The organism is Acinetobacter sp. ANC 4779 (genome assembly GCF_004331055.1).
Classification (GTDB): domain Bacteria; phylum Pseudomonadota; class Gammaproteobacteria; order Pseudomonadales; family Moraxellaceae; genus Acinetobacter.
This window is the reverse complement of the sequence record NZ_SJNU01000007.1, coordinates 161175-176438: the sequence shown is the minus strand read 5'-3', so window position 1 is coordinate 176438 and position 15264 is coordinate 161175. Positions and strand designations below refer to the sequence as shown.

Annotated in this window: 13 protein-coding genes; 5 read left to right on the top strand and 8 right to left on the bottom strand. The window is 44.0% G+C overall.

The genetic code is table 11. The features are described from left to right. Positions 1-266: 266 nt before the first annotated feature. From E0H80_RS10080 to E0H80_RS10055, 6 genes are all read right to left on the bottom strand, one after another. On the bottom strand, positions 267-1295 hold the full coding sequence (locus E0H80_RS10080) for an enoyl-CoA hydratase/isomerase family protein (protein WP_131365429.1): 1029 nt from the start codon (positions 1293-1295) through the stop codon (positions 267-269). Positions 1296-1315: 20 nt separating this feature from the next. Then, complete coding sequence (locus tag E0H80_RS10075) at positions 1316-2089, bottom strand: enoyl-CoA hydratase (protein ID WP_131365427.1); 774 nt, start codon at positions 2087-2089, stop codon at positions 1316-1318. Between the two features lie 19 nt (positions 2090-2108). Further along, positions 2109-3236, bottom strand: coding sequence for an acyl-CoA dehydrogenase family protein (locus E0H80_RS10070; protein ID WP_131365425.1), 1128 nt, complete (start codon positions 3234-3236; stop codon positions 2109-2111). 59 nt (positions 3237-3295) lie between these two features. Further along, the gene (locus E0H80_RS10065; RefSeq protein ID WP_131365423.1) at positions 3296-4945 is read right to left on the bottom strand and encodes an AMP-binding protein; all 1650 of its coding nucleotides are present in this window, start codon (positions 4943-4945) and stop codon (positions 3296-3298) included. A gap of 88 nt (positions 4946-5033) precedes the next feature. Continuing rightward, complete coding sequence (gene mmsB, locus E0H80_RS10060; RefSeq protein ID WP_131365421.1) at positions 5034-5924, bottom strand: 3-hydroxyisobutyrate dehydrogenase; 891 nt, start codon at positions 5922-5924, stop codon at positions 5034-5036. 11 nt (positions 5925-5935) lie between these two features. Next, positions 5936-7465 carry a CoA-acylating methylmalonate-semialdehyde dehydrogenase gene (locus E0H80_RS10055; protein WP_131365419.1) on the bottom strand — a complete coding sequence of 510 codons (1530 nt, stop codon included), beginning with the start codon at positions 7463-7465 and terminating at the stop codon, positions 5936-5938. 176 nt (positions 7466-7641) lie between these two features. On the opposite strand from E0H80_RS10055, the gene E0H80_RS10050 reads away from it, so the two are divergent. Both E0H80_RS10050 and E0H80_RS10045 read left to right on the top strand, forming a co-directional pair. Further along, positions 7642-8526 (top strand): LysR family transcriptional regulator, encoded by an 885-nt coding sequence (locus E0H80_RS10050; protein WP_131365417.1) that lies wholly within the window; start codon positions 7642-7644, stop codon positions 8524-8526. A 184-nt stretch (positions 8527-8710) separates the two neighbouring features. Next, a complete protein-coding gene (locus E0H80_RS10045) occupies positions 8711-9388 on the top strand; it encodes a type 1 glutamine amidotransferase domain-containing protein (protein WP_131365415.1) in 678 nt (225 codons plus the stop codon). Positions 9389-10203: 815 nt separating this feature from the next. Here E0H80_RS10045 and E0H80_RS10040 read toward each other — a convergent pair. Continuing rightward, complete coding sequence (locus tag E0H80_RS10040) at positions 10204-11469, bottom strand: OprD family outer membrane porin (protein ID WP_131365413.1); 1266 nt, start codon at positions 11467-11469, stop codon at positions 10204-10206. Positions 11470-11734: 265 nt separating this feature from the next. Then, complete coding sequence (locus tag E0H80_RS10035; RefSeq protein ID WP_131365411.1) at positions 11735-12652, bottom strand: LysR family transcriptional regulator; 918 nt, start codon at positions 12650-12652, stop codon at positions 11735-11737. Positions 12653-12756: 104 nt separating this feature from the next. On the opposite strand from E0H80_RS10035, the gene E0H80_RS10030 reads away from it, so the two are divergent. From E0H80_RS10030 to catA, 3 genes are all read left to right on the top strand, one after another. Continuing rightward, positions 12757-13866 (top strand): muconate/chloromuconate family cycloisomerase, encoded by a 1110-nt coding sequence (locus tag E0H80_RS10030; RefSeq protein WP_131365409.1) that lies wholly within the window; start codon positions 12757-12759, stop codon positions 13864-13866. A gap of 15 nt (positions 13867-13881) precedes the next feature. Further along, entirely contained in the window at positions 13882-14172 is a 291-nt protein-coding gene (gene catC, locus E0H80_RS10025; protein ID WP_131365407.1) for a muconolactone Delta-isomerase, read from the top strand. 138 nt (positions 14173-14310) lie between these two features. Next, positions 14311-15231 carry a catechol 1,2-dioxygenase gene (gene catA, locus E0H80_RS10020; protein WP_131365405.1) on the top strand — a complete coding sequence of 307 codons (921 nt, stop codon included), beginning with the start codon at positions 14311-14313 and terminating at the stop codon, positions 15229-15231. Positions 15232-15264 lie beyond the last annotated feature (33 nt).

Below are 15264 nucleotides of genomic sequence, written 5' to 3'. Positions count from 1 at the left end.
CCAGATTCAGCCTGCTGCAAAATGGATAGCATCTGACTGTGAGTAAATTTAAAGGTTTCCAAGCAGATTGTCCTGCCTCTACTTTAAGAGAAAATTCTACTTGTAGTTGCTATTATTTTTAGGGGTGATGAGCATTAATGAAAGTTTCACTGGTTTAGACTTCGAAAAAAGATTTCTTAAAGTGAATAAAAAGGCACCTTTATTGTTCTATCTAGTTCAAAGGTGCCTAATTAAGATTAGAATTTATTAAATTTGAGTTGGTTAACTCATGAGGACAGCTTTTGCAAAATTTTCTCGAATTTTGAATGATCTGTTTGCCACTGCGGCTTCTTGTCTTTATCAATAATCAATGCCCGCACGCCCTCGATAAAATCACCTTGTTCCAACCAGATGTCTTGTAAATCCCGTTCCAGCTGCATAGATTTTTCCAGGGATAAATTCTGACCTACTTGCTGTAATTTTAGACTGACTTGTTTCGCCATTAAAGGACGTTGCTGCAAGATGGCGAGCGTTTTATCTGCCCAAGCCTGATCGGTAGAATCGGTTTCATGCGCCAGACTTTGTTCAATTTCATCCAGGTTTTGATAGGCAAAATGCTTATGAATATGATTTGCGCGTTTTTGTAATTCACTTTCTACAGGATGAGTAATAAAAGCGCTAATCATTTTTCTGATTTCCGTACTGGTCAAAGCAGATGCAGCAATCAATACAGCCTGTAATTCAGCAAAGCGCTCACTTGGAACATGATAATCGACCAAATCTAAATAAAGCGCATCACTGCTGCTGATTTGTTCGCCCGTCAGCGCCAGATATACCCCAATTTCATCCAGTCTGGAGAGAAAATGGGTCGCTCCGACATCGGGGAAAAATCCAATTGCTGTTTCTGGCATGGCAAAACGTGATTTTTCACTACTCACTTTGATATGACACGCTTGAGCTAGTCCGAAGCCGCCACCCAATACATAGCCGTCCATTAAAACGATTACCGGTTTAGGACAGTTACGTAGGCTGCTGAGCATCGCATATTCAGTGGCAAAATACTCTTGATATCCGGTATTCCCGGCTTTATAGCTGTCATATAGATAGCGAATATCACCTCCAGCACAGAAAGCTTTCGGGCTGTTAGAATTAATCAGAATGGCTTGTACCTTGGGATCATGGCACCATTCATCTAACTGCGACTGAATACCTTGAATCATCGGCAGGGTTAAGGCGTTTAAATGGCTGATACGATCCAGACTGATGATGCCTAGACTTCGTTGCAGGCTAATCGCTAAATTATTTTCATCGCTCATTTTATTTTCCTATTCTTGTTTTATTGATGGGTAAATTTGGCAGGGCGTTTTTCCACAAAGGCCTGCATGCCTTCTTTTTGATCAGAACCGGCAAAAATGGAATGAAATACCCGTCGCTCAAAGCGCAGACCTTCGGTCAGGCTCCCTTCAAATGCCCGATTAATCGACTCTTTAATCATCATCACGGCAGTAAGCGACTTTTCAGCAATTTTTTCGGCGGCTTGCAGGGTTTGCTCCAGCAACTCTTCTTTGGCAAATACCCGAGCCACCAAACCACTTTGTTCCGCTTCCTGTGCCCCCATTTGTCGTGCAGTCAGGCACATTTCCATGGCTTTGGCTTTGCCGATGGCCAGGGTTAAACGCTGGGTTCCGCCTATGCCGGGCAACACGCCTAAGGTGACTTCAGGCAAACCAAATTTTGCATTATCGGCGCAGTAAATAAAGTCGCACATCAATGCCAGCTCACAACCACCGCCCAAGGCATAGCCACTCACCGCGGCAATTAAGGGTTTACGGCGTTGGGCAATTCGATCGGCCAGACTAAAAAAATCATCCAGATAAATTTGCGGAAAATTGAGATCTGCCATTTCTTTAATATCGGCACCGGCGGCAAAGGCTTTTTCCGAACCGGCAATCACAATACATCCAATCTCCAGGTCCTTTTCCAGCTGATCCAGTGCCTGATTCACTTCAACAATCAGTTGATTATTCAGTGCGTTTAAAGCTTGCGGAAGGTTTAAAGTAATCAGTCCGACCCCGTTACGCTGTTCGAGTAAAATTGTTTGCCACTGCATGAGATAAGTCCTTTTAAAATTAGAGGCTGCGTGCAATTACCAGGCGCTGAATATCGCTGGTGCCTTCATAAATCTGGCAAATACGCGCATCGCGATAAATCCGTTCAATCGGGAAGTCTTTCAGATAACCATAGCCTCCAAAAATCTGTAAAGCTTTGGAACAGACGCGCTCTGCCATTTCTGAAGCAAATAGTTTGGCCATGGACGCTTCGGTTAAACAGGCTTCACCTGCTTCTTTCTTGCGTGCGGCAAAATGGACCAGTTGACGCGCCGCTTCAATTTCAGTTGCCATACTGGCCAGCCTGAAAGAAATCGCTTGCTGCTCAAAAATAGCTTTGCCAAAGGCGATCCGATCATGCGCATAAGCAGTGGCTTCTTGCAACGCAGCGCGCGCCAGTCCAACCGCTTGTGCCGCAATGCCGATCCGTCCACCTTCCAGATTGGCCAAGGCAATTTTCAAACCTTCACCTTCTGCCCCTAATCTTAAGTTTTCATGAATGCGGACATCGGTTAAGGCAATTTGGCAGGTATCCGAAGCATGTAAGCCCAGTTTTTCTTCGACCCGGATCACTTCATAACCCGGGGTATCTCGCGGCACTAAAAATGCACTCATGCCTTTTTTGCCTGCGCTGGGATCGGTCACTGCAAATACAATAATCATCCCGGCATTGTGGCCTGAAGTAATAAACTGTTTCGAGCCATTGAGAATGTAATGATCGCCGTCTTTGACCGCTCGGGTTTTAATCGCTGCGGCATCCGATCCGGTATGCGGTTCGGTCAATGCAAAGGCACCGATCATTTTTCCTTGGGCTAAAGGTATTAAAAATTGCTGCTTTTGCTGCTCAGTCCCAAACTTGAAAATCGGCACACAACCCACCGAGTTATGTACGCTCATTATGGCGGATGTTGCGCCATCGGCCGCAGCAACTTCTTCTAAAGCCAGCACATAAGCCAGCGTGCCGGTGCCAGAGCCGCCCCACTCTTCCGGAATCAGCATGCCTAGAAAACCCAGCTCTCCCATTTGGGCCAAGGCCTGTTTAGGAAAGATGCCTTTTTGATCCCACTCGCCGGCAAAGGGTTTAATTTGTTCCTGGGCGAAGCTTTTGGCCATATCCTGAATCAGTTGTTGCTCTTGCGTTAATTGCATTGATTCTTCCTTCAATCTCTTTATGCGATATTTTAATTCAAGCTGCTGGCTGTGTTGAGTTATGCGGTCTTCACTTGCTGCTTGTTGATTTCCTGATTACGCAATAAAAAGCGTTGAATCTTGCCGCTTGGAGTTTTGGGCAATTCGGTGACAAATTCAATCAGGCGCGGATAGGCATGTGCAGACAAACGCTTTTTCACAAATTGACCCAGTTCTTCTTCGAGATGAGTCGAAGCTGTAAAATTATTCGCCAGAATCACAAAGGCTTTGATGACTTCGGTACGCTCGGGATCAGGTACGCCAATCACCGCTGCTTCAATGACGGCATCATGTTCCAGCAAGGCACTTTCTACATCGAATGGGCCGACCCGATAGCCGGACGTTGTAATGACATCATCACTACGTCCGACAAAACTCATACTGCCATCGGCATGAATTTCTGCCGTATCCCCAGTTAAATAATAATGTCCGATAAATGGAGATTTACGGCTTTCTTCATAACCTGAAAACCACATCATGGGGGACTGGCTGATATCGACCGCCAGAATCCCCGGGGTATCTGCAGGGAGTTCCTTGCCCTGTTCATCAACGGCTGCAACTCGGTAACCTGGACTGGCAAAGCCGGCCGAACCTGCATGAACCGGATGCTCCAGTGCATGATGATTGCACACCACCATGCCGACTTCGGTCTGACCATAATGGTCATAAATCGGCACATCCAGCACCTCTTTAAACCATCGTATCACTTCCGGATTCAAAGGTTCGCCGGCGCTGCTGACTACGCGTAATTTACCGCGCAGCTGTGCCATTTGAGCAGTATCGGCTGCCATCATCATGCGGTAAGCGGTTGGTGCACCAGCCAGATTGGTAATGCCATATTGCTTGACAATTTCGCAGACACTTTCAGCATTAAAGCCCCCTTCATAAAATAAGGTCGAGTGTCCGAGCATTAAGGGACCGGTAATACCGTAATACAAGCCGTAAGCCCAACCGGGATCAGCAATATTCCAGAAAGCGTCTTCAGGGGTTAAACCAATGGCATTTTGCATATAGCTGGCAAAAGCAATCAGGGCTTTCAGCGGTACTTTAAGCGGTTTCGCCGGTCCGGTCGTACCTGAAGTAAACATCAATAAAAAAGGATCATCAATATTCAGCATCTCCAGCTCACAACCTTCAGCCTGACGGTTGAGTACCGTCCAAAAACTGAGATCCTGCGGATAGCGTTCTGCCTCGGTTTCGGCATGTACAGTGACAATGCTTGGACAGTCAACCAGATCAGAGAGTTTGTCCCGATTCGCCAGATCAGTCACCACCAGTTTGCTCTGGGCCAGTTGAATACGATGCTCGATGGCTTTGGGACCAAAGGCGGTGAATAACGGTTGATATACCGCGCCAATCCGCCAGGTTGCCAAAATGGTAATGATCAGTTCAGGCGTACGCGGTAATAATCCGGAAACGCGGTCGCCTTTGCCAATGCCTTGAGACTTTAGGAAATTTGCAAACTGGCTGGAATATTTTTTGAGTTCGGCAAAGCTATACTGTTCTTTGCGGCCATCTTTACCGTACCAGAACAAGGCGATCTGATCTGAGTCTGCATGGCGATCGCAACACTCATAACAGGCATTCAGTGCCTGCATGGAGCCGGATATAAACTGACTTGCAACCGTATTTAAATCAAAATCTTGAACCGTTTTTTGATAATTGAGCATGTTAATAAACCTCAGCCTGAATTTATCGTTATTACTGACAGGGTATTTTGATGGAGTCTCTCCTTGCTCCATCTAGATGTTTTAAGTTTTAAGCAGGTGGCGTGGTGTATTGATGCATGATGCTGGAAAAATCCAGATGGGCATTACCTTCCTGACAGAGCTGTTGATAGAGTTTCTGTACCATACTGCCGAGTACAATGGGCTGGTCAACCTGTTGCGCTGCATCGATGGCTAAGCCCAAATCTTTGAGCATCAGTTGTGCTGCAAAACCGTCGGTATAACCCCGCGATGACGGCGCATTCTCGCAAATATCCGGCCAGGGATTATAAATTTCCGAACTCCAGCAACGTCCGGTTGAACTATTGATCACCCCAGCCAAGGCCTGAGGATCAATGCCCAGCTTGGCACCGAGTGCCATCCCTTCTGCCACGGCGGTCATGGAAATACCCAGAATCAGGTTATTACAGATTTTTGCCACCTGTCCTGTTCCCACAGCACCACAATGCACCAGATTTTTACCCATACAGCTGAGTACCGGTTTTACCGCCTCAAAGGTTGCTGCATCTGCGCCTACCATAAAGGTTAAGGTTCCGTCTTTGGCACCTAAAGTGCCGCCGGATACCGGTGCATCACAGACGCGAATCTGTTTGGCCTGAGCTGCTGCGGCAATATCCTGAATGGTTTGCGGGTCAATGGTACTGCTATCAATACACAAACTGCCCGCTTGAAGTACCTCCAGAATACCGTGTTCACCTAAATAGACTTCACGCACATGTTTGGCTGCGGGCAACATGCTGACCACAATATCTGCCTGCTTCGCGGCAGCTTGTGGACTGTCGCAAACCACGCCGCCCGCTTCTGCAAAATGCTGTAAAGCCACTGCACTCAAGTCATAACCAAACACCTGATGACCGGACTTGAGTAAGTTTTGTGCCATGGAGCCGCCCATATTGCCTAAACCAATAAATGCAATCTTCATGCTGATACTCCTTATCGCAGACTGATCGTGGTATTTACACCTGTGGTTTCCTGATCATCTTCAAACCAGCGGCTGGTAATGGTTTTGGTCTGGGTATAAAACTGCACCGCCTGTTTGCCATACGGACCTAAATCACCGAGTTTTGAACCGCGTGACCCGGTAAAGCTGAAGAAAGGTACAGGTACAGGAATGGGAATGTTGATACCCACCTGACCGATATCAATCTGGTTCTGGAAGGTACGTGCAGTATTGCCATTCTGGGTAAATAATCCCACACCATTGCCCAATGGATTGGCATTAATCAGTGCAATGGCTTGTTCTAAAGTATCCACATGCATGATCGCCAGTACCGGACCAAATATTTCTTCTTGATAAATGCGCATATCGGTCGTGACCTGGTTAAAAATCGTTGGCCCGACAAAATTGCCTTTTTCATAACCTGGAACCTGTACATCACGGCCATCCAGCAGCATCTCAGCGCCTTGTTCAACGCCACTGTTAATTAAATCTATGACACGAGCTTTGGCGCGGCTTGAAATCACCGGGCCAACATCGGTATTTGGTTCATGGCCTGCATTGACTTTCAACGTTTTGGTTTTATTGACCAGTTCATCGACCCAGTGCTTGGTATCACCGACCATCACGGCCACCGAAAGCGCCATACAACGCTGACCGGCTGCGCCAAAAGCTGCACCCACCAACGCATTTAAGGTCTGTTCTTTATTGGCATCCGGCATGACGACAACGTGGTTTTTCGCGCCCATCATCGACTGCACACGTTTGCCATGTTGTCCAGCCAGGTTGTAAACATGCGTACCGACAGCGGTCGAACCGACAAAAGAAATCGCCTTGATATCTGAATGCGTACACAACATATCGACCACTTCTTTACCACCCTGCACTACATTTAGTACGCCTGCAGGCACTCCTGCCTCAATTGCCAGCTCCACCAGCATCATGGTCGACAACGGATCCTGTTCCGAAGGTTTCAAGACAAAAGTATTGCCGCAAACAATCGCCATCGGGAACATCCACAGTGGAATCATGGCCGGGAAGTTAAACGGTGTAATTCCTGCACAGACCCCCAGCGGTTGCTGCAAGGTATAGGTATCGACACCGCGTGCCACCCCTTCAATATACTCACCCATTTGTAGTGAACCGATAGAACAGGCATGCTCCACCACTTCTAAACCACGCTGAATGTCACCTTCGGCATCGGCCAGGGTCTTGCCCTGTTCTGCCGTTAATACTTGGGCAATGTTTTTTAAATTAGTACGAATCAGCTCCTGCAGTTTCAGCATAATCCGCATCCGTGCCTGAATCGGGGTTTGGCGCCAGCTGGCAAAGGCATTTTGTGCGGCAGCAATGGCGGCATTGACTTCTTCTGCGGTAGCAAAGGGCACCTGAGCCAAGACTTCCTGAGTGGCAGGATTGACAATATCCTGCCACTGGCTGGTTTTTGATTCGACAAATTCACCATTAATGAGGAGTTTTGCGGTGGTGAATCCGGTACTTTGCTGGGGATGAGAAATGGCGTTCATGATCGCTCCGTGCTGGTTTGTTATTGTCGTTGTATCTGCCTTTACTGGCTTTATTCAGCGGATTATTTTTACGCTGTTTCAGCAGACTAACAAAGAACACTTTGACCACCAATAGAAATTGGTGCACGATGATTGTGCAAATTTGCACAGGGATTTAACAGGATGTTAAATAGAAGATGAAAGTGGATTGGGATCATTTACGTTTCTTTTTGGTTTTGGCGCGTGCTAAAACGCTCACCAATGCAGCACGCTTGATTGGGGTTGAACACAGTACCGTGGCACGGCGGATTCAGGCTCTGGAAAATACCTTGGGTACGCAACTGTTTAAGCGCGAAGCGACAGGTTATGAGCTGACATCGGAAGGTTTGGCACTGGTGCCGCGTGTGGAACAAATGGAACAGTCCTTTATCCAGATTGACAAACGCCACGATCCCTTGCATGGTCGGGTCCGAATAGGTGCGCCAGAAGGATTTGGAACTGCATTTTTAGCGCGGTTACTGGCTGAATTTTCTCAGTATTATCCCTCCTTAATCATCGATTTGATTCCTGTTCCGAAGACCATTAAATTGTCACATCGTGAAGCCGATATTGTGATCGCGATTGACCGACCCAAATCTGGACCCTATATCATTACCCGTCTATCCAATTACTGTTTAAAGCTGTATGGCAGTAAAAATTATTTACAACAAAACCCCCAAATTCATCGGGTAGAAGATTTAGCCCAGCACCGTTTTGTCGATTATATTGATGATCTGGTCTATAGCTCAGCGCTGTATTCGCTGGAACGCTTGCCGCTGCAATTGACTGCCTGTTTTCGCAGTAACAGTATTCTGGCCCAGCAAATTGCGGTCAGTGCAGGTGCCGGACTGGCGATTTTGCCGCGCTTTATTGCCCAGGATAAACCTGAACTTGAAGAGGTCCTCAGTGATCAGGTCAGTTTTGCACACACTTTCTGGATGCTAACCTTAGTTGATTTACAACATGAACCCCGGATTAAACTGGTCTGGGATTTTTTGCGTAAACAGGCGGATATTCAGCAAGCGCTGTTAATGGGTGAATGAATGATCTTGTTCGTGAACAGGCTGTTCACTTGGCGCAGTTAGGCAGTTTAGTTAAATTAACTTGAAAATTAAATCACAACGTATCGATACAGCAAACGAACGTATCACAACATTTCTGCCGCTCGCGACTTGTTAAATTAACATTCGATCATTCACAATATTTAATCAGATACAGGAAAATAATATGAAAATCTTGATGGTACTGACTTCACATAGCGAGTTAGGTGAAACTGGCAAAAAAACCGGCTTCTGGCTGGAAGAACTTGCAGCCCCTTATTATACGTTTATCGATGCCGGTGCAGAAGTCACCTTGGCCTCTCCTCAAGGTGGTCAACCACCATTAGATCCGAAAAGTAATGAAAAAGATGCTCAAACCGAAACCACACACCGTTTCGAAGCGGATGCATCGGCCATGCAAGCACTGGCGAATACCAAGAAATTAAGTGCAGTGTCGATTGCCGATTTTGATGCAGTATTTTATCCCGGTGGTCATGGTCCGTTATGGGATCTGGCCGAAGATCAGACCTCGATTTCCTTGATTGAGCAAACCCTGCAAGCAAATAAACCGGTTGCTTTGGTTTGTCATGCGCCGGGCGTACTACGTCATGTGAAAGGCAGTGATGAGCAAGCCATTGTAAAAGGCAAATCAGTCACAGGCTTTAGCAATACGGAAGAAAATGCTGTAGGCCTGAGCGAAATTGTTCCCTTTTTGGTCGAAGACATGCTCAAGGAAAACGGTGGCCAGTACTCTAAAGCTGATGATTGGCAGGTCCATGTACAGCAAGATGGCTTACTGATTACTGGACAAAACCCGGCATCTTCTGCTGCTACCGCAGAAGCACTGTTAAAATCACTAAAATAAGTAGCTATGGGTATAGAAAGAAGTCTTCGTTAAAACCTGTCTTTTAGCGTACAAGGACTGTTTACTACATAAACTCAGTGCATTCTGGGTTTATGTAACAGTTATGCTGCTATGCATGGTTTAAGTTATGCCAACGAAACTTGAATCTGAAACATTAAGATGTTTTTATCGTCATAGATACAGGCTCAGGGAGTGGAGGCAGAGTATCGTAACAGTCTAGTGCCGTTAAAAAACGAGAAGCCGTTGTACAGTGAAGTCTGAACTTAAAATTTATAATCAAAAAATAAATAAAACAAGAATCTACAGCAAGCATGGAGCTGGCAGTCTGAAAATGTTTAAAATCCTTGCTGAGCATTATTACAAATAGAGCAAAAAGAATCGGTTGGAGATTTAATTCATTGCTAGAATTTACCATCTCGAATTAAGTAAAAATGATTTATAAAATTGATCTTTTAGCCAGATTATTTACTAAGTCTTATTTCATTTTTTAGTTATCGTTTTACTTAAACTCTAAATTAGATAGGGGTTTTTGAAGAAAAAATTAACTATTACAGTGAACGGTTTGATTAAAGCAATGAGAAATTTAAAAGCAAGAACTTAAAACCCCAGCAATTGATAGATTAAATTTAGCTACAAGAGACCTGTGCAAAACTTTAATTGAATTATCAAAGTTTTGCACAGTTCTAAATGCCGAAGATGATTTAATCTAGCATTCAGCATCTATAATAAGCACTTGGCTGAAGCTTTAAGATGAAGATCATCACATAACTTTTTACAGCAAAACTACCTGATATTTTTCTTGAGTTTGAATGAAATCAAAATTTAAAGGTATAGCTCGTAATAATACGGTTTTCTACAAAATCTTTTCCAGGAGTATCTCCTACGCCATATTTAATATCCGCACGAATGTGTCGCCATTCCAGAGCTAAACCTTTCAGTTTTCCTTCAGGAACGGTGTAATTTACAATCACATTCTTTTCAGTTTCCTGGTTGTCTTTAAAGCCAGTGCGGTATATTTCACTGCCGTTTAAATAGCGCAATCCTAATTTCAGACCTGGCACACCCGCATTTTTAAAGTCATAGCTGTATAGCGCATGCCATGTCAACTCTTTCGGTTTATAAAATGCCAAGTTTGACCAGGTTTGCAAATAAGCTTGTGGTACATAACCCACCAATAAAGGAATCGCATCGTCTCCCATATTTTTTTGGAGACCGGCAGTGAATGAGCTGCCCCCATTTTGAACTGTCACCTGCAATCCTGCGGACTGCGCATCAATACTGCCGAAATAAGCATCGCCATCTTCTGTATAGTTAAAATAGCGGGCATCCACTTTTAGTTTAGTGGTATTGATCAGCTCTGAATAAGTGGCATTTACATAGTGCTGCTGGTAAATATCTTCCAGCTGGCCAAACCAATACGATCCTGCCACTTTCGGAGTGAAATTATAATCCAGCCCAATAAAATTCATTCCGTCACTTTCTTTATTCGGATCTTTATTACCGCCCAGACTCATTTTTCTAAATTCATCGTCGTCACGTGCATTAATATGCGTAAAGCGCCCTGCGGAGACTTTTAAATTTTTTATTTCTTTACTTTCTAGCATGGCACCTGCAAAGGTGGTGAGCAGCTGACGGGAATCATCAATAAATAGCACCGGCGTTTTAGGCAACAATTCACCGATTTTGAGTTCAGTATTCTGATATTTCAACTTTAAGGTCGCGCCCAGTTTTAAATAATCCCGTTCCTGACGCTTTGCGGCTTGATCATACTTAAAGACTGTATCTAAACGCTCTTCATTATGATCATTCAATCTCACAGCATATTGAAATCCTAAGTCTAGACCCACCTGAAGCGGCGTATCGCTATAGCCGGATTCAAAACGGCCACTGATAGCTTGAGACCAGCTGCCTAAATCCTGATTTGTTCCTTCAAAGTCGCGTTCAACATAAAAATTTCTGAGGTAAACAGACTTTTGACTGTCCTCGAAAAAATTGGCATGCGCTGCATTCAACCCTGCAATACTAAAAAATGAAAATAGCACTGCTTTTTGAGCAGTACGTTTTGAAGATAAGTTATACATGGAAATCCTTTCCTACATCGGTATTGTTTTCTCATCCACGATGCAAACATCATGATCTGCCTGTTTGATCTGAATGCTGATTTCCCAATAGAAACTTTTTAATATTAAAATTTAAGATAATTTCAGAACTAAAAAGGAAAATTAGAATACCTTGTATTATTTGAATTATTAATGTAATTTTCCATATCTAATTAAGTATATAGTCATACCTTTTCTATCATTTTAAAATTGTTTGAGAGGGTTATTCCTGGATTATTCAATCGATTTATATATTGTCCATATGAAGATCAGTATTTTCATTTTTAAAAACGTCTTGAATACAATCTAGAATTTTTGGAATGTAGCTACTCTGATCCATATTACGCACAGATAAAGAAATTGGGCTGTGAGCTTCCACATCCAGAATCGGGATATAAGCTAAATTTTTCATACCGATATCACTGGCTGTTTCTGGAATCAGGCAAATCCCCTCTCCTGAAGACACCAAGCCAAGTGCCATATGAATTTCACGTACTTCTATCAGTTTTTTGGGTACTAAACCTAATTCGGTGAAGATGCTTTGTACTGCCGTAGCAAAATTGGGTTTTGGTGTTTGGGGATAGGAAAAAATAGCTTCCTCTAAAATTTGTGACAGATAAAGACCAGATTCAATAAATTCGGCTAGAGGATGATGCTTATGAATGGCCAGCAATAAACGTTCTTTTCTGAGGAGGCGGCGCTTAATAGACGGATCAATGAGTCGAAGCCGGCCAAAACCTAGATCTATTTTTCCTGCTTTAAGTGCTTCAATTTGATCACACGTGCCGTATTCAATTAATTTAACGTGCATATCCGGATTACGCTGTCTAAATAAATAAATAATTTGTGGCAGTAAAGCATAAAGCAGTGAACTGACATAACCAATGCGGACGGTCTGATCCACCGCATTGATCCGCTGTGCCATAGAAATTGCTTGTGTGGTATGGGTTAAAATTTGCACAGCATGTTCATAAAAGAACTGACCTGCTTCGGTCATTTTAATGGGCCGAGAACCACGTTCAAATAAAGTAATACCTAATTCTTCTTCTAACTTTTGAATTTGTCGGCTTAACGGCGGCTGTGCAATGCATAATTTATCTGCAGCTTTGGTAATACTCTGCTCTTCTACCACCGTAACAAAATAACGTAGATGTTTTAATTCCATTTTTAATATTCCTTTTTGGTATTTAAAAATACCTTTTCAGTCATAGTATAAACAATAAAAATAATATAGTTTAAAATTATATGTATTTTTCCATTAAAATGATTATGTACCAGTCAATAGAAACGATACTTGTCGAAATCCCCACCATCCGGCCTCATAAAATGGCGGTGGCGATAATGCAGACACAGACCTTGGTTTTGGTCAAAATCACCACCAGTGATGGTTTCATCGGATGGGGTGAAGCGACCACTATTGGCGGTTTAGGTTATGGGGAAGAAAGCCCTGAAAGTATTAAAACCAATATTGGGACATATTTTAGTCCGTTATTGAAATCACTGTACGGGCTCAATATGGCCAAAACCCTACAGACGATAAAAAGAAATATTAACGGCAATCGTTTTGCCAAGTGCGCCATACAGACTGCCTTATTCGATATTCATGCCCAGCGTTTAGGTTTGCCGCTGAGTGAAATTTTAGGCGGACGCTTGCGTGACAGTATTCCGGTACTTTGGGTACTGGCATCCGGCAATACAGACAAAGATATTGCTGAGGCACAGAAAATGATTGAAGTGAAACGGCATAATATTTTCAAACTTAAAATTGGCTCTCATGCAGTTGAAGCAGATGTTGAACATGTACTCGCCATTAAAAAAGCACTAGGGCCAGGTATTTCAATTCGTGTAGATGTCAACCGTGCATGGTCTGAACTGCAAGCAATTAAAGGAATTCAAATACTCCAAGATGGCGGCGTTGACCTGATTGAACAGCCTTGTGCGATTGATAATATTGATGCAATGCAGCGCCTTAGCCACAGGTTTGATATTGCCATTATGGCAGATGAATCATTGATGGGCCCTGATAGTGCATATCGCCTTGCGAAGAAAAATGCTGCCTCTGTTTTTGCCGTTAAGGTGGCGCAATCCGGCGGGCTGCTTGAAGGCTGTGAAGTCGGAAAAATTGCCAGACTTGCTGGCATTGATTTATACGGTGGCACGATGTTGGAAGGTCCTGTTGGGACAATTGCATCTGCACATGTCTTTTCAACCTTTGACAATCTGGCTTACGGAACCGAGCTGTTCGGCCCATTGCTGCTGACAGAAGAAATTTTAAAAACCCCGCTTCAATACCAAAATTTTGAATTACAAATCCCTCAAAGTGCTGGACTTGGTATTGAGGTGGATGAAAACAAAATTGATCACTTACGTCGTCTGTAATTAAAGGAGCTGAGAATGCTTTTCCAAGTCCGTATGGATGTGCATATCCCTTTGGATCTGCCAAGCGAGCAAGCCAATGAAATCAAAACTGTTGAAAAAGCCTATTCAGAGGACTTACAGCATCAAGGCAAATGGCGCCATATTTGGCGTGTAACAGGACAGTATTCAAACATCAGCATTTTTGATGTAGAAAGCAATGAAGAACTGCACACTATTTTGCAAGGTCTACCGCTTTATCCCTATATGAATATTGAAGTAATGGCATTGAATCGCCACCCGTCTTCTACTCGTGATGATGACAGCTGACTTTTTTAATCTACACCATGTTCTAGACAGAACATCTGACAAAAATTAACAGGGAAATGTGGCGAGCAAAGGAGCCAGCTGAATTCAGCCAGCACAGCGAGCCACGTACAAAACATATCGTGCTACAGGAGAATGAGTATGAACCGTCAAGAGATTGATCAATTAGTAAAACACATGAACGTGGATACAGCTACAGGGCCAGTTGATGCACGTGTACAACAAATTGTTGTCCGTTTAATGGGAGATCTATTCCAGGCCATTGAGGATCTGGATATCTCTCAAACTGAACTCTGGAAAGGTTTAGAGTATTTTACCGACGCAGGTCAGGCCAATGAATTAGGCCTTTTAGCAGCGGGGCTTGGACTTGAGCACTATTTAGATCTCCGTGCAGATGAAGCGGATGCCAAAGCAGGCATTACTGGCGGCACACCGCGAACCATTGAAGGTCCGCTCTATGTTGCAGGCGCGCCAGAATCGGTGGGTTTTGCGCGAATGGATGACGGAACTGAATCAGACAAAATCGATACGTTATTCATTGAAGGTACAGTCACTGATACTGACGGTAATGTAATTCAAGGCGCTAAAGTGGAGGTTTGGCATGCCAACAGTTTAGGTAATTACTCATTCTTTGATAAATCTCAGTCTGATTTTAATTTACGCCGTACCATCATTGCCGATCATGCCGGCCATTATGTTGCTCAGACTACAATGCCCGTCGGTTATGGCTGTCCTCCAGAAGGCACAACCCAAGCTGTTTTAAACAAACTTGGCCGTCATGGCAACCGTCCTTCTCATGTGCATTATTTTGTTTCAGCGCCAGGTTACCGCAAACTGACAACTCAATTTAATATTGAAGGCGATCAATACCTTTGGGATGACTTTGCTTTTGCAACACGCGAAGGTCTGGTCGCCACTGCAACAGAGGTAAATGATACAGAAGCAATGGCTAAACACAATGTGGATAAACCATTCAAACAGATTACCTTTAATGTTGAACTGGTCAAAGAGTCTGCACAGGCGCCAACAACAGAAATTGACCGTCGCCGCGTCAGCGCTTAACGCATTTATCTGTGCTGCATAGCATTACTAATG